Genomic DNA, 16,218 nt, shown 5'->3' with positions numbered 1-16,218 from the left:
ACGCGACGGTCTGAGTGTCGGCATGAAAACTGTGGGCTGAGAGATAACGATTACCTTTTTTTTATGTTTTCGGCATGCCTCTGCCTACTCTTTAGCGTTTAAGTTAAATTAGTGGCAATAATAAAGCCGCTTTGTAGCGGCTTTCACATTTTGGTTGATTATCCATCCGTTAGCCGGACTGGATAATTCCGGCAGCGGGTCAGCTGAGGTCGACATTACGGGTGCCAAACCACCAGGTGAGCAGGAATCCGCCGATCCAGGCCACCATCAGCCCGGCCAGATAGACCGCCATGCCAGCGAAGATCCCCTGGCTGGAGGTCATCAGTGGCAGCGTGACCAGGCCGGAGGGTCCGAATACCGTGTTCATCCCGACCGGCAAACCCAGCCACGCCACCAGCCCGATAAAGAACCCGCCCAGCGCACCACCGCCGCAGGCGGTGATAAAGGGCTTGAGGCGCGGCAAAGTGACGCCGTAGATCAGCGGTTCACCGACGCCAAGCAGCCCCGGCACGATTGCGCCTTTGATCTGCGCCCGCAGCAGCGCCCCTTTTTCTGCTTTGCACCACAATGCCAGTGATGCGCCGACCTGGCCTGCTCCCGCCATCGCCAGAATCGGGAAGAGCGAGTTAAACCCCTGGGTTTCCATCAGCGCAAAGTAGACCGGAATAAAGCCCTGATGGATGCCGAACATCACCGCGATCAGGAACAGCCCGGCCAGCAGCGCACAGCCAAAGGGATTGTTATTGAGATGGATAAACAGCCACGACATCCCTTTAAACAGTTCGCCGCCCAGCGGCATGATCAACAGATAGGTGATGGCGCCGGTGATCAACAGCGTAAACAGCGAGGTGAGGATCATATCGAGATTGTCGGGAATGATTTTGCGCAGCTGTTTTTCAATCCAGGCCCCGATAATCGCCGCCATCAGCACGCCAATAATGTTGCCGCGCGGGTCGATTGTCAGGCCAAAGAAGTTTTCCATGCCGCTGTAGTAGCCGGTGGTGGCCGTGGGCACATAGCCGAGCACAAACAGCGAGGCGATGATTGCGCCATTGACGCCGCTGCCGCCAAACGCTTTTTGCGCGTTGTAGCCAATCAGGATGCTGAGAAAGGTGAACAGCCCTTTACCGAAGACTTTCATATACGCCACGGTATGCAGCAGCCAGGGCGCGTGGTCACCGGGTGCATTGAGGTGGAGACTCTGTTCAATCAGCGTGGCAAATCCCAGCAGCAGCCCCGCGCCGATAAAGCCCGGAATCAGCGGAGTGAAGATGGTGGCGAAGCGCGACAGGAACTGATGCACGCCGCTGGTCTGTTTCGCCTTTAGCTGCTGCTTCTGCTGCTGCGCCAGCACGCGAAGTTCCGCTGTTTCGCCCTGCGGTGCCAGCGCGGTATCACCCTGAGCCAGCAGGTTCTGCATCCCCTCGGCGGCGGTTTGCGCCTTGCCAGGCCCCAGCACAATCTGCAACTGTGCCTCGCTGTCGATAACGCCTAAGACACCCGGCAGGCTTTTTTAACCGTGCCAGATCACTCTCTCCCGGCTGATTGAGCGTCAGGCGGAGCCGCGTCATGCAGTGACCACAGGCCGCGATATTTTGCGCGCCACCGACCGCCTGCAGGATGTCGCGCAACAGTGCCTCGGTGATTCTGGCCATTAGCGTGCTCCCGCTGCCTGTAAAGCCTGACGGATAAAGCCCTGATGCTGACTGAGCAGCGCTTTCGCCTCATCGGCAGCCAGGTCAGCCAGCACCATCAGAATGGCGGTTTTGCAGTGTCCGCCACAGGCGGTGAGCGCGGCGCTGGCCGTCGCCTCATCACAGTCAGTGGCCTGCATGACGATGTTAACCTGACGCTGTACCAGTTTCTGATTGGTGGCTTCCACATCGACCATTAGGTTGCCGTACACTTTTCCGCTGCGGATCATCGACCCGGTAGTGAGCATGTTGAGTACCAGTTTTTGCGCCGTGCCCGCTTTCATACGGGAAGACCCGGTGACCACTTCGGGGCCGACCACCGGCGTGAGCGCAATCGCGGCAACCTGCGACATGGCGCTGCCTGGATTACAGGTGAGCGATACAGTGGTTGCGCCAAGTTCGTTCGCGTATGCCAGCGCGCCCAGTACGTAGGGTGTGCGACCGCTGGCGGCGATGCCAACCAGCACATCGTGGCGGCTGAAGTGGATATCTTTCAGATCCTGCGCGCCCTGCTCCCGGTTGTCTTCCGCGTTTTCTACCGCCTGGAGTATGGCGGTATGGCCTCCTGCAATCAGGCCGATAACCTGCTCGCGGGGTGTGCCAAAGGTAGGTGGGCACTCGCTGGCATCCAGTATGCCAAGTCGACCGGAGGTGCCTGCGCCGCAATAGATCAGTCGTCCACCGGCCTGGAATGCGGCGCAGATGGCGTCAACGGCGGCGGCAATCTGCGGCACGATGGCCTCAACCGCCAGCGCCACCTTTTTTATCTTCATCATTGATGACGCGAAGCATCGCTTCGGTGGAGAGTTCGTCAATATTCTGGCTGGCCGGGTTGCGGCCTTCGGTGATCATCTGGCTGAGGTCGAGTTTCATGGCGGGCTCCGCAAAGGAATAAATTATTCAAATTACTAACCATCATAACGAATGATTAATTCATTGGGTGAGATCTTTTTTCGATGGATGTGGGGTGAGTCATGTTGCGGGGGGATCAGATTGGTTGAGTGATGAGTATAAGCATTACGACCTGGGTTCGGTGCATGTGAGTGCAATCGCTGGGAGACCGGTGCCGGTCAGAAAAGATTCGCCTGCTCGGCGAGGAAGCGCAATCGAGTATTGAGACATGCTTAATTGATGCGTATTACGGCCTGGGTGCGGTACATGTGAGTGCAATCGCTGGGAGACCGGTGCCGGTCAGAAAAGGTTCACCTGATCGTAAAGACGCATTCGTCATCCATGACGCTCGGCCCACGCGATTACGCACCTCATCCATGAGGTGAGTGAACCGGCGGCCGAGGCCCCAGGGATGGGTTTACGACGACTTTACGCAGTCACTGCTGGTATCCGACTGAACGGAGCACTGTTTTCCCTGCAAAGACCTCGCCTCCCATCCTATGTCACTCATCCAAAAGACAATTAAAACCCACCAATCGCAGGTTAAAAGCGCATCCATTTAATCAATATAAAGTTGTGACGTTCTGCAGTCATATAAAGCAGCCAGCTTCTCAAGCGTTTGTTTTTGAGGTTTTTTTCTCGACTCTAACTTCGACACGCCAGCCTGCGTGATGCCCAGTTTATTCGCCACCTCTTCCTGTGACAGGTGACGATGCAAACGCCAGGCAACATGCAAAGGAACAGATTGCCGTCGGCTGATTTTCATTACATCGTGAGGAATCGTTTCATCATCGTCTGGACCCACTTCATAAGGGACAGACTCAAACACATCATCTAAATGACGTTCAGCCATGAGCTTATTAAACAGCTCTATAGGGATGACAGCACCAGTGCGGTTCCCGCGCTCGTCCGTCAGAAACTGTATAGCATTCATGGGTAATCACTCCTTACTGGTACGGCAGGCAACACTGTCTGATCGTATGCCTGTGCAGCGGAACGCTAAACCCGGCTGCACAGAACTTATTGATGACGCACATTGCTCCTGCCACACTGCTAGCGCTTTTTGTACGTGGTCGATGTTCTTCTTACGACTTCAAGTATATCTATCACTACTGGCTGACCTTTCTCTATCTTCCAGAGTACGCGGTAGTAACCTACTACCAGCTTCATTCGCTTCTGTTTATCATCAGTCAGCTTTTCGACTTTCAGATGGGGAATATCCGGCCATTTAGCCAGCGCCTCTACAGCATCTTCAATAGCGTTACCCTCTTTCTGAGGCAGCCCATAAAGCTGTTTCAATGCCTTTTTCGTCCAGTTAATTTCTGGCATTCGTCAACACTCCATGTTGTCAAAGAACACAGTCAACTCACCGCAATGAAATATAACTATAATCAATCATAATTACAATATAACTGTCGTATAACCGTGGATTTTAGTTATAAAAATATAACCCTTTAATTTTCAGTCAACCTGTATATCTGCCATTAAAAATCTCATAAAAAAAAGGCCCAACTTTCGTTGAGCCCATTCTTACGTTAATGCCGTGTTCAGCTTGCGGTCTGTGTCCGCAGCTCCAGCTCATACTCTTTCGCCTTTTCGACGTCGAACTGGTTTTCCCAGCGGGCAATCACCAGCACCGCCAGCGCATTACCGACCACGTTCAGCGCGGTACGCGCCATATCCATGATGCGGTCAACACCGGCGATAAACGCCAGACCTTCCAGAGGAATGCCGACGCTGCCCAGCGTGGCCAGCAGCACCACGAAGGAGACGCCTGGCACGCCAGCGATACCTTTCGAGGTCACCATCAGCGTTATTACCAGCACAATCTCGTCGGTCAGCGACAGGTCAATGCCATACAGCTGCGCAATAAAGATCGCGGCGATACTCTGATAAAGCGTTGAACCATCCAGATTAAACGAGTAACCGGTCGGCACTACGAAGCTGGTGATCGCTTTCGGCGCGCCGTAGGCTTCCATCTTCTCCATGATGCGCGGCAGCACCGTTTCCGAGCTGGAAGTAGAGTAAGAGAGAATCAGCTCATCCTTCAGGATACGCATCAGCGTGGTAATCCGCAGCTTACAGAAGCGCGCCACTCCGCCCAGCACCACAAAGGCGAAGAACAGAATCGCCGCATAAACCAGCAGCACCAGCTTAGCCAGCGGCCAGAGCGAGGCAAAGCCGAAGTTAGCAATCGTCACCGCAATCAACGCAAACACACCCACCGGGGCATAGCGCATGATCATGTGCGTCACTTTAAACATCGCTTCAGAAATGCCACGGAACAGGTTCACCAGCGGATCGCGCTGTTCTGACGGCAGTGACGACAGGCCTAAACCAAACAGCACCGAGAAAAAGATAATCGGCAGCATGTCGCCCTTCGCCATTGAGGCGAAAATATTCTGCGGGATCAGCGACAGAATGGTGGTCACCAGGCTGTGCGGACCGCCCTGTACCTCTGCCGTTGTCGCTTCATATTTAGAGATGTCCACCGTTGCCAGCGTTGACATATCAATGCCGGTGCCGGGTTGAAATACGTTGGCCAGCGTAATACCGACCACAATGGCAATGGTGGTGATCACTTCAAAGTAGAGAATCGTTTTGACGCCGATGCGTCCCAGCTTCTTTGCATCACCCACGCCAGCGATGCCGACAATCAGGGATGAAATCACAATCGGTACCACAATCATCTTGATAAGATGAATAAAGATATCGCCTGCCGGGCTGAGAATGTTGGTGACTAACCATTCACGATTGTCTGGCTGATTATGCAACACAGCACCCACAACGATGCCAAGCACCAGGGCTGTCAGAATCTGCCAGGCCAGGCTGATTTTAAAACCTTTCATAACGTGTAATTTCCTCAGTCAAAACCCGTTTCTCTCTACTGCGAAGGTGCAGAAGACAATACACACAGGGAGTGAGCAAAAAGCCCGGTAAATTAGAGGGTGTCTTGAAACAGCGCCTCGTATGAAAATCTGATGATTCCCATACCCATTTTCAGACGCGGTCTGAGTTGATACCTGCAGAACAGGGGCGAGATAAGTACCATTTTCACTGTGGTAAATGCAACCCCTGGCGGATCCGATTAAAAGTTCACCATCTAAGCAGCATAAAGTGCTGCTGGAGCTGAAAAACCCTAACCTGCTGTTATGAAAAGTATTACTTCGATGAATTTACGCATAGCTATGCAGAAACGATTAAAAACTGATCCGGCGCGTTTGCTCGCTTTTTTATTCAGGATAAAAGCGTAAAAGCGATGCCTGACTTCTCCAGCGCCGCCAGAGCGTTAACCTGATAGATCAGAATGGCTTAACGCTTCTCGGGGGGGATGTGTATCACGTGATCTGTGGCGCAAAAAAAGAAACAAAGCTTTGGTGCAGGCTTTAATTAACCATTGATTGACATATCATTAACATCTTCAAGGAGATCCGCCATGAGCCAAATACACAAACATCCCGTTCCAGAGAATATTGCAGCAAACACCCTGATTACTGCAGAACAGTATCAGGCGATGTATCAGCAATCTGTCGACGATCCAGACAGTTTCTGGGGCGAACAGGGCAAAATCCTTGACTGGATCAAGCCTTACAGCAAAGTGAAAAACTGCTCGTTTGCACCAGGTAACATTAACATTCGCTGGTACGAAGATGGCACGCTCAACCTGGCGGCAAACTGCCTTGACCGTCATTTAGCCACGCGCGGCGATCACCCGGCGATTATCTGGGAAGGCGACGACGCCAGCGAAAGCAAAACCCTGACTTTCCGCCAGCTGCATGCCGAAGTCTGTCGCTTCGCCAACGTGCTGGAACTGCTGGAAGTGAAAAAAGGCGACGTGGTGGCGATCTATATGCCGATGGTGCCGGAAGCCGCAGTAGCGATGCTGGCCTGTGCGCGTATCGGTGCCGTTCACTCGGTGATCTTTGGCGGTTTCTCACCGGAGGCGGTCGCGGGCCGCATCGTCGATTCCAGCGCCTCGCTGGTGATCACAGCCGATGAAGGGATCCGCGCCGGTCGCAGCATTCCGCTGAAGAAAAATGTCGATGACGCGTTAAAAAATCCTAATGTCACCAGCGTGAAAAATGTGGTGGTGTTCCAGCGCACCGGTAAAGATGTGGGCTGGGTTGAGAGCCGCGATCAGTGGTGGCATGACCTGATGCTGAACGCGAGCACCAACCACGCTGCCGCAGAAGTCGGCGCGGAAGATCCGCTGTTTATCCTTTATACCTCCGGTTCAACCGGCAAACCCAAAGGCGTGTTGCACTCCACCGGCGGGTATCTGGTCTATGCCGCGACCACCTTTAAGTTCGTCTTTGATTACCATCAGGATGATATCTACTGGTGCACCGCTGATGTTGGCTGGGTGACGGGCCACAGCTATCTGGTTTATGGCCCGCTGGCCTGTGGCGCCACTACACTGATGTTTGAAGGGGTGCCGAACTGGCCAACGCCGAGCCGTATGGCGGAAGTGGTCGATAAACATAAAGTCACGCTGCTCTACACCGCGCCCACTGCCATCCGTGCGCTGATGGCGGAAGGTGATAAGGCGATTGCCGGCACCGACCGCAGCAGCCTGCGCATTATGGGATCGGTCGGTGAGCCAATTAACCCGGAAGCCTGGGAGTGGTACTACAAGAAAATCGGCAACAGCCGCTGCCCGATTGTTGATACCTGGTGGCAGACCGAAACCGGCGGCTTCATGATCACGCCGCTGCCGGGTGCGACCGAGCTGAAAGCGGGTTCCGCCACCCGACCGTTCTTTGGCGTGCAGCCCGCGCTGGTGGATAACGAAGGTCAGCCACAGGAAGGCGCCTGTGAAGGCAATCTGGTGATCACCGAGTCGTGGCCGGGTCAGGCGCGTACCCTCTATGGCGATCACGACCGTTTCGAGCAGACCTACTTCTCTACCTTTAAAAATGTCTACTTCAGTGGTGATGGTGCCCGTCGTGATGAAGATGGCTACTACTGGATCACCGGACGCGTCGATGACGTACTCAATGTTTCCGGTCACCGACTCGGCACCGCCGAAATTGAATCGGCGCTGGTCTCGCACCCTAAAATTGCCGAAGCGGCGGTAGTGGGGATTCCGCACAGCATCAAAGGCCAGGCGATTTATGCCTATATCACGCTGAATCATGGCGAAGAGCCGTCGCCGGAGTTGTACACCGAAGTGCGCCAGTGGGTCCGTAAAGAGATTGGCCCGATAGCCACACCGGATGTACTGCACTGGACCGACTCACTGCCGAAAACCCGCTCCGGCAAAATCATGCGGCGTATTCTGCGCAAAATTGCCACCGGGGATACCAGTAATCTTGGTGATACTTCTACGCTCGCCGATCCTGGCGTAGTAGAAAAACTGCTTGAGGAGAAACAGTCGATCAAAATGCCTTAAGCGCACGCTGTCCGGCGGGAAGATCGCTTCCCGCCACACCCGCCCTACGCAGTCTGTTTCGGTAGTCACAAATATTATAACCAGCTGAATCCGCGCCCTGTCGCGAGGTTCTCGCCTGCAAGCCCTCTGGAGAAAATGTGATGAATGACGCCCTTTCGAATCAGGATGCCATCAATCAACAGATTGAGCGTAATCCCCTTTTTCATGAATTAGTCCGTAAGCGCCAGGCGTTCGCGACGCTGCTGTCGCTGATCATGCTGGTGCTCTATGTCGGCTTTATCCTGCTGATCGCATTTGCCCCCGGCTGGCTCGGTACGCCGCTGCATGCCGGCACCAACGTCACGCGCGGTATCCCGATTGGGGTCGGGCTCATTGTGATGTCGTTTGTGCTGACCGGCGTCTATGTCTGGCGTGCCAACGGTGAGTTTGACCGTTTAACGAAAGCGATCCTCAGCGAGGTGAAATCATGACTCGTCTCACCTTATGGCTGCTGGCCTTAATGCTGCCGTTTTCAGCGCTGGCTGCCGATGCGATAACCGGTGCCGTGCAGCGCCAGGCGACCAACTACCAGGCGATTATCATGTTTACGATTTTCGTCGGGGCCACGCTGGGAATTACTTACTGGGCCTCAAAGCGCACCCGATCACGTAATGACTACTACACCGCGGGCGGCAATATCACTGGCTTCCAGAATGGCCTGGCGATGGCGGGTGACTTCATGTCGGCCGCCTCGTTCCTGGGCATTTCGGCGCTGGTTTACACCTCTGGTTATGACGGGCTGATCTACTCGCTCGGCTTCCTGGTCGGCTGGCCGATGATTCTGTTTTTAATCGCTGAGCGACTGCGTAACCTGGGTCGCTATACGTTTGCCGATGTCGCCTCATATCGTCTGAAGCAGATGCCGATCCGCACCCTGTCAGCCTGCGGCTCGCTGGTGGTCGTGGCGCTCTACCTGATCGCGCAGATGGTCGGGGCCGGTAAACTGATCCAGCTGCTGTTTGGCCTTAACTACCATGTTGCGGTAGTCCTGGTCGGCATTCTGATGGTGATGTATGTGCTGTTTGGCGGCATGCTGGCCACCACCTGGGTGCAGATCATCAAAGCCGTGCTGCTGCTGTTTGGTGCCACCTTCATGGCGGTCATGGTAATGAAGGCGACCGGTTTCAGTTTTAATACGCTGTTCACCGAAGCGATGGCGGTCCATCCAAAAGGCATCGCGATTATGCAGCCTGGCGGACTGGTTAAAGATCCTATCTCGGCGCTGTCTCTGGGGCTGGGGCTGATGTTTGGTACGGCCGGATTGCCGCATATCCTGATGCGCTTCTTCACCGTAGCGGATGCTAAAGAGGCACGTAAAAGCGTCTTCTGGGCCACCGGTTTTATGGGTTACTTCTACTTCCTGACCTTTATTATCGGCTTCGGTGCCATCCTGCTGGTGGGGGCTAACCCGGCCTTTAAAGATGCCAGCGGCGCGCTGATTGGCGGCACCAATATGGCGGCGGTGCATCTGGCGAACGCCGTGGGCGGCAGCACCTTCCTGGGCTTTATCTCTGCGGTTGCCTTCGCCACGATTCTGGCCGTTGTCGCAGGCTTAACCCTGGCGGGTGCGTCGGCGGTGTCTCACGACCTCTATGCCAGCGTGTATCGTAAAGGTCAGGCGAGCGAGAAAGATGAGCTGCGGGTTTCAAAAATTACCGTGCTGGCGCTGGGCGTGGTGGCGATTGCGCTGGGTATTCTGTTTGAGAAACAGAACATCGCCTTTATGGTCGGGCTGGCCTTCTCGATTGCGGCCAGCTGTAACTTCCCGATCATCCTGCTGTCGATGTACTGGTCAAAACTCACGACGCGCGGCGCGATGGTGGGCGGCTGGCTCGGTCTGCTGACCGCCGTTATCCTGATGATCCTCGGCCCGACGGTGTGGGTACAGGTGCTGGGCAACGCGAAGGCGATTTTCCCCTATGAGTATCCGGCGCTGTTCTCCATGGCGGTGGCTTTTGTGGGCATCTGGCTCTTCTCGATTACCGACCATTCGCAGCAGGGCGCAGAAGAACGTTCACGCTTCCGTGCACAGTTTATCCGCTCGCAGACCGGCACCGGCATCGAACAGGGCAAAGCGCACTGATCGTGGCTTTTCGTTCATAACGAGCAGGCAATAAAAAAAGGGCGGCTACCGAAGTAGTCGCCCTCTTCTTTTGCGCAGCAGAATCAGAAGCGCAGCGATGCACCCACGTACGGGCCATCGACCAGCACGTTATCTTTGCGTCCATCTTTGTTGTTCAGTTCGATGTACTGATAACCTACACGCAGGTTAAGCAGTGAAACCGGCGTGAAGCTCAGGCCGCCACCGGCTTCCTGATAGCTGTCGAGCTGATCGGTGAAAGACTCTGGCGCGTAATAATATTCGCCATACAGGCCCCACATGCTGTTGAAGCTGTAGTGTGCTGCACCACCCAGCGCCACCGCAAATCCATCTTTTCCATCTTCAGGATGGGTGAAGATCGCTTTTGCGGTCGGCGCCAGACGCAGCGGCCCGAAATCAACGTTGTAACCCAGACCGGCACCGTAGGTGCTGCCGTCATGGTCGCTACGCAGCCAGTTACCTTTCAGAAACAGACCGGGTGTTGTGGTGCCCAGACCCACATTCAGGTTGGTGTTATGTTCGCTGACATCAACACTGCCTTCAATCGCCTGAGCGGCACCGCTCATTAAAACCAGCCCGAGGGCGCTCCCGGCAACAAGTTGCTTAAACATGATTCCACTCCGTGAAAGGACAATTAATTCGGCCGCAAGGTTAACAGCCTGAAATGGGGAGACAACAAAATCTGGAAAACTTTACGTAAAAATACGTGTCTCAGCGCAGACCAGTCCCTGTGCGACGGAGTGTAGCCTATATTGTCCACATCAGGTGCCCAATCAGCGGGGCCAGCACCACGGTCACCACGCCAGAGAGCATCATCACCAGGCTGGCGACCACGCCCTCCTGCTCGCCAATCTGATAGGCGCGTGCCGTGCCGGCACCGTGTGACGCCGCACCGAATCCCGCGCCTTTCGCCACGCCCTGCTTAATGGCGAGCCGCAGAAACAGCACGTCGCCGATTGCCATGCCAAACACGCCTGTAATCACCACGAACAGCGCCACCAGATCGGGCTGCCCGCCAATCGGACCCGCCGCAGCCAGCGCAAACGGCGTGGTGATAGAGCGCACGGCCAGGCTGCGCTGAATCGACTCCGGCAGGGTTAACAGCCGCGCCAGCCAGACGGAACTGCAGACGGCGACCAGCGTCGCGGTCACTACGCCCGCGCTCAGCGACAGCCAGTGGCGCTTAATAATTTCCACGTTCTCATAGACCGGCACCGCAAACGCCAGCGTCGCCGGCCCCAGCAGCCAGAGCAGCCAGTGGTTTTCGGCGATGTAATCCTGCCAGCTGATATGCGTCAGCAGCAGCAATGCCACCAGCACCAGCGGCGTCATCACCAGTGGCATCAGCAGCAGCGTCCGCCAGCGGCGGTAAAGCCGTTTATTCAGCGCATAAACCAGCAGCGTAACGGCTACACACAGCAGGCTGAGAAGAAAATCACGCATGCGGATCCTGCTTACGCGCGGCGCGCGCGACTTCATACTGATAAAGCCGGTCCACCACCCAGGCAGTCGAGGCCAGCACCAGCAGCGTACTGACGCCGATCACCACACAGATGCGCCAGCCATCAACCCGCAGCAGATCGCCATAGTTCACCACCGCCACCACCGCCGGAATAAAGAACAGCAGCATCTCGGCCAGCAGCCAGCGTGATCCGGCTTTAACCCAGTTCAGCGGCACAATCCGCGTCACGATTAACGCCAGCAGCAGCAGCATCCCGACGATATTGGCGGGCAGCGGCAGATGCAGCCAGCTCACCAGCCGGTCGCAGGCGATAAACAGGCCGATATAGAAACCCAGCTGGAGCGGCAGGCTGAGCCATTGCACTGCGCGGTTGCTGCGTAAAGTGAGCGCTAACGCCATCACCTTGTCTCCCCGATTAAATTGATGTCACCAGTATAAATCGTCAACAGAAGGTGAAAAAAATGAATTAAAATTATCGAAATCATGCCTGAAAGGAATAGTTATGGATGTCCGCGCCCTGCGTTACTTTACTGAAGTCGTACGCCAGCAGAGCTTTACCCGTGCGGCGCAGAAGCTGTTTGTGACACAACCGACCATCAGCAAAATGCTGCGCCAGCTGGAGGAGGAGCTGGGCTGCACGCTGATCCTGCGCGATGGTCGTCGTCTGCACCTCACCGACAGCGGCCAGGCGGTCTATCAACGCGGCCTGGCGATCCTGCAGGAGTTTCATCAGCTGGAAGCGGAGATTGGTGACATCAACCAGCTTAAAACCGGTGAGCTGCGACTGGGTATTCCGCCGATGGTCGGTATGCAGATCGCCGGTTCGATTTCCGCGTTTCGCCGCCGCTATCCCGGTGTGAAGCTGAAAATCTCTGAATTCGGCGGTCTGACCGTCCAGCAGGCGGTGCTGGCGGGCAGTCTGGATATCGCCCTGACCGCGCTACCGGTCGATGCCGAGCTGCCGCTGAACACCCTGCCCCTGATGCATCATCCGCTCTGCGTACTGCTGCCGCGTCGCCCGGAGTGGCTCAGCCGCCAGCAGATTGGACTGGCAGAACTGGCAGAGCATCCACTGCTGATTTTTAATGAGGAGTTCTCGCTGAATCGTCAGCTGATGCAGGCGTTTCAGCGGCTCAACCTGACGCCAACGGTGGCGGTTCGCAGCGGACAGTGGGATTTTCTGGCGGCGATGGTGCAGGCGGAGATGGGGCTGGCGATTCTGCCGGAGCCGATCTGTCAGCGGCTGGATAAGCAGTCGCTGCTGTGGCTGCCGCTGGAATCGGAGCTGAAGTGGAGTCTGGGATTGATCTGGCGGGAAGGGAGTTATCTGTCGCGCAGTGCGCAGGCGTGGATAGCCTGTTGTCGCGAGCATTGGCCGGATGAGCCGCCGCGCCTGTCGGTGTGAAAGGCTGGCACGCCGCATTAACGCGCAGGCGTGCCAGTCAGGACTTACTCCTCTTTTTCGATCAGCAGCGCTTCCAGCAGATCCAGGTCGTGCAGTAACTTTTGCATCGTCTCATTGGAGATTTGCTGGGTGGCGCGCAGATGATAGACCTCAGCACGTTCGGCACGCAGTCCGGTCAGGCGGAAGCGACGCTCCAGGTTCTCGGCGAACAGCGCGTGTTCAAGGTCATTCTTCCCTTCAGCGCGACGACGTAAGTTGCCAATCACCCGCAGACTCACCTCTTTAAGCAGCTCCGGATCGATGTTCTCTTCCGACTCATTCTCCAGCCGCTCTTCCATCTTGTGCAGGCTCTCAATGGCTGCGCCTGCCATTACCGCACGCGCATTCTGCAGCTCGCGACGGTGTGCGCCTTTATCAATGGTATCAATGCCGCGCAGCAGAATCGGCAGAATCACTACCCCTACCAATAGCGAGAAGAGAATCACGCCGGTGGCGATAAAGACCAGTTCATAACGCGCCGGGAAAGGCTCGCCGTTGGTCAGGAACAGCGGAATCGACAGGACACCGGCCAGGGTAATCGCGCCGCGCACACCCGCAAAGGAAGCGATCAGCAGTTCACGCAACGAGTAGTTGGAGAACTCCAGCGGCTTCTTCTTCAGCAGGCGTTTGCTGAAGCGCTGCATAATCCACAGCCAGCCAAAACGCACGATCATCAGCGCGGCATAGACCAGCCCGATATCGGCAAACAGCATCCAGAGCTCGACGTTCGGATCGGCCTGCGCCTGATCGACAGAGGTCTGCAGAATATCCGGCAACTGCAGGCCCAGCATCAGGAAGACCATGCCGTTAAAGACGAACTCCAGCATCTGCCAGACGCTGTTGGCACGCAGGCGCATCGCCAGCGGTGCCTGACGAATAATACCGGAACGGGTGATGGTCATACCGGCCGCCACGGCCGCCAGGATGCCTGAGACACCCAGATGTTCAGCAATCAGGTAAGAAGCGAACGGCAGCAGCAGCAGCAGCACGGTCTGGGTAGCCGGATCGTCACCGCTCCAGCGGCTGAGCAGGCGCAGTGACTTACCGTAGAGCCAGCAGATCGCGACACCCGCAATCAGACCACCCACCGCCACTTTCAGGAACTCAACGCTGGCACCGCCCCAGGTAAACACCATGGTGCCCATGGCGACTGCCACGGCAAATTTCAGCGATACCAGGCCCGAAGCGTCATTCATCAGGGCTTCGCCCTGCACGATCGACATAATCTTCTTGGGAATACGGCCTTCACCGACAATGCCTGAGAGCGCCACGGCATCGGTCGGTGACAGCACCGCCGCCAGCGCAAAGGCAGGGATCAGCGGGATACCCGGTACCAGCCAGTAGATCAGATAGCCGATGCCGATCACGGTAATCAGGACCAGCGCCAGTGCTAAGCCAATTATCTCGCGACCATGATGCAGGAACTCACTGATCGGCGTCTTCCAGCCATCCGCGAAGAGCAGCGGCGGAATGAACAGCACCAGAAACAGCTCCGGATCAAAGTCGACATGCAGACCAAAAGTTGGCCAGGCCAGCATCGCACCAACAGCGATCTGAACCAGCGGCAACGGGATCTGAAAAGGGAGAATGCGGGCCGCGACGCCAGAGAGCGACACGACCAGCGTCATGATGAGAATTGTAAAAAAAGATTTCCATGCTTTCCTTAGGCGTCGTTTCTTTCAATCATTGGTTAAGCGCTAAAGTGTAAAACAAACTGCGGTGAAGATTGTCAGCTACGCGTGCGCCGGGCGGGAAAATAGTGAAAAATTCCGGACGTGCAGCCGCACGCCCGGTTGTACAGTCAGATCGCCCAGCCACCGGCGTAAAACGCCACCAGCGCGATAGCAATAATGACGGTGCCGACGTTGAGCTTGCGCCATTCCCCCCGCGAAGAGACGCCCCACGACCAGGCTGGCGAAGCCGATCATAATACCGGTTACGATGTTACAGGTGAGCACGATAATCACCGCCGTTAACAGGCCCGACATCGCATCGACAAAATCATTGAAGTCGACTTTCGCCACGTTGCTCAGCATCAGCAGACCCACATACATCAGCGCGGGGGCGGTGGCGTAAGCCGGCACCAGATACGCCAGCGGTGACATAAACAGAATGGCAAGGAACAGCAGGCCGACCACAATCGCGGTAAGACCGGTTTTACCCCCCGCCGCCGTTCCTGCCGCCGATTCGATATAAACCGCAGCCGGTGACGCGCCCACCAGACCCGCGAACAGGCTGCTGACGGAGTCGCTAGTCAGCGCACGACCACCATTGATAATCTGGCCCTGTTTATCCAGCAGATTTGCCTGACCCGCGACCGCGCGAATGGTGCCGGTCGCGTCAAAGACCGCCGTCATCACCAGTGCCAGCACGCTTGGCAGCACGACCGGCTGCATCGCGCCCATAATGTCGAGGCTGAACAGCAGCGACTCACCGCTGGCATCACGCAGGCTCGGCAGCGCAAACAATCCTTTGTAGCTCACCGCCGGATCGAAGATCAGCCCCAGCAGCGAAATGGCGATAATTGTCATGAGAATACCGCCGGGCATCCGGCGCTTCTCCAGTCCAATAATTGCTGCCAGTCCCAGCAGCGTCATCATTACCGGAAAGGTTGTGAAGTGCCCCAGCGCCACCGGCAGGCCCGGTGCCGGGTTTTTCACTACCAGGCCTACACCGTCAGCCGCAATCAGCAGCAAAAACAGGCCAATTCCGACGCCGGTGCCGTGCGCCACGCCCATCGGCAGGTTACGCAGGATCCAGGCCCGAATGCCGGTCACTGAGATCAGGGTAAACAGCAGGCCCATCAGGAACACCGCGCCCAGCGCGACCGGCACGCTGATGTGCTGGCCCAGCACGAGGCTGAAAGCGGTAAAGGCGGTTAAGGAGATTGCACAGCCAATCGCCATCGGCAGATTGGCCCACAGTCCCATAATGATGGAACCAAAGCTGGCAACCAGGCAGGTGGCGACAAACACGGCAGTAGGGGGAAAACCGGCCTTGCCCAGCATTCCTGGCACCACGATAACGGAGTAGACCATCGCCAGGAAGGTGGTAAGTCCGGCCAGAATTTCCTGGCGCACGCTGCTGCCGCGCGCCGAGATCGAGAACCAGGCGTCCAGTTTTCCACTGGCCGGGCGTGATTCAGTTGACATAGTTGAGCCTCAAAAATTTTTGTTGTGTGGATCGCTCTGCGAC

General features: G+C 56.2%; 11 protein-coding genes and 3 pseudogenes. 4 read left to right on the top strand and 10 right to left on the bottom strand.

What is annotated here, in order from left to right:
- Positions 1-199: 199 nt before the first annotated feature.
- The 5 genes and pseudogenes from murP to gltP all read right to left on the bottom strand — a co-directional run bounded on the left by murP (position 200) and on the right by gltP (position 5,434).
- A pseudogene (gene murP, locus JNO11_RS00930) lies at positions 200-1,655 on the bottom strand (PTS N-acetylmuramic acid transporter subunit IIBC).
- A pseudogene (murQ, locus tag JNO11_RS00925) lies at positions 1,655-2,567 on the bottom strand (N-acetylmuramic acid 6-phosphate etherase). Before murQ ends, murP begins: the two co-directional pseudogenes overlap by 1 nt.
- 577 nt (positions 2,568-3,144) lie before the next feature.
- Positions 3,145-3,519 carry a helix-turn-helix transcriptional regulator gene (locus JNO11_RS00920; RefSeq protein WP_033770844.1) on the bottom strand — a complete coding sequence of 125 codons (375 nt, stop codon included), beginning with the start codon at positions 3,517-3,519 and terminating at the stop codon, positions 3,145-3,147.
- Positions 3,520-3,638: 119 nt separating this feature from the next.
- Positions 3,639-3,914 (bottom strand): hypothetical protein, encoded by a 276-nt coding sequence (locus JNO11_RS00915; RefSeq protein WP_325176825.1) that lies wholly within the window; start codon positions 3,912-3,914, stop codon positions 3,639-3,641.
- A 218-nt stretch (positions 3,915-4,132) separates the two neighbouring features.
- Positions 4,133-5,434: a glutamate/aspartate:proton symporter GltP gene (gene gltP / locus JNO11_RS00910; RefSeq protein WP_010252141.1), complete on the bottom strand. Its 1,302-nt coding sequence runs from the start codon at positions 5,432-5,434 to the stop codon at positions 4,133-4,135.
- 587 nt (positions 5,435-6,021) lie between these two features.
- On the opposite strand from gltP, the gene acs reads away from it, so the two are divergent.
- The 3 genes from acs to JNO11_RS00895 all read left to right on the top strand — a co-directional run bounded on the left by acs (position 6,022) and on the right by JNO11_RS00895 (position 10,099).
- On the top strand, positions 6,022-7,977 hold the full coding sequence (acs, locus tag JNO11_RS00905) for an acetate--CoA ligase (RefSeq protein WP_033769451.1): 1,956 nt from the start codon (positions 6,022-6,024) through the stop codon (positions 7,975-7,977).
- 140 nt (positions 7,978-8,117) lie between these two features.
- Entirely contained in the window at positions 8,118-8,447 is a 330-nt protein-coding gene (locus JNO11_RS00900; RefSeq protein WP_010252143.1) for a DUF485 domain-containing protein, read from the top strand.
- The gene (locus JNO11_RS00895) at positions 8,444-10,099 is read left to right on the top strand and encodes a cation acetate symporter (protein ID WP_022625224.1); all 1,656 of its coding nucleotides are present in this window, start codon (positions 8,444-8,446) and stop codon (positions 10,097-10,099) included. The genes JNO11_RS00900 and JNO11_RS00895 overlap by 4 nt, the downstream gene beginning before the upstream one ends.
- A gap of 83 nt (positions 10,100-10,182) precedes the next feature.
- Here the strand turns inward: JNO11_RS00895 and JNO11_RS00890 are convergent, their stop codons facing one another.
- From JNO11_RS00890 to JNO11_RS00880, 3 genes are all read right to left on the bottom strand, one after another.
- The gene (locus JNO11_RS00890) at positions 10,183-10,728 is read right to left on the bottom strand and encodes a YfaZ family outer membrane protein (protein WP_010252147.1); all 546 of its coding nucleotides are present in this window, start codon (positions 10,726-10,728) and stop codon (positions 10,183-10,185) included.
- A 136-nt stretch (positions 10,729-10,864) separates the two neighbouring features.
- Positions 10,865-11,560: an LrgB family protein gene (locus JNO11_RS00885; RefSeq protein ID WP_010252149.1), complete on the bottom strand. Its 696-nt coding sequence runs from the start codon at positions 11,558-11,560 to the stop codon at positions 10,865-10,867.
- Positions 11,553-11,978 carry a CidA/LrgA family protein gene (locus JNO11_RS00880; protein WP_010672051.1) on the bottom strand — a complete coding sequence of 142 codons (426 nt, stop codon included), beginning with the start codon at positions 11,976-11,978 and terminating at the stop codon, positions 11,553-11,555. Before JNO11_RS00880 ends, JNO11_RS00885 begins: the two co-directional genes overlap by 8 nt.
- Before the next feature lie 103 nt (positions 11,979-12,081).
- Here JNO11_RS00880 and JNO11_RS00875 point away from each other — a divergent pair, with 103 nt between their 5' ends.
- Positions 12,082-12,984, top strand: coding sequence for a LysR family transcriptional regulator (locus JNO11_RS00875; protein ID WP_010252153.1), 903 nt, complete (start codon positions 12,082-12,084; stop codon positions 12,982-12,984).
- Positions 12,985-13,028: 44 nt separating this feature from the next.
- Here JNO11_RS00875 and JNO11_RS00870 read toward each other — a convergent pair whose 3' ends face one another.
- Together JNO11_RS00870 and JNO11_RS00865 are read right to left on the bottom strand one after the other, a co-directional pair.
- Positions 13,029-14,651: a Na+/H+ antiporter gene (locus JNO11_RS00870; RefSeq protein WP_325176824.1), complete on the bottom strand. Its 1,623-nt coding sequence runs from the start codon at positions 14,649-14,651 to the stop codon at positions 13,029-13,031.
- 173 nt (positions 14,652-14,824) lie between these two features.
- Positions 14,825-16,175: pseudogene (locus JNO11_RS00865) on the bottom strand (NCS2 family permease).
- Positions 16,176-16,218: the final 43 nt, after the last annotated feature.

Source organism: Pantoea sp. 1B4, from assembly GCF_016925765.1.
Taxonomy (GTDB): Bacteria; Pseudomonadota; Gammaproteobacteria; order Enterobacterales; family Enterobacteriaceae; genus Pantoea; species Pantoea agglomerans.
Note: the sequence above shows the minus strand (reverse complement) of the source record. Positions and strands in the feature narration are given on the sequence as shown.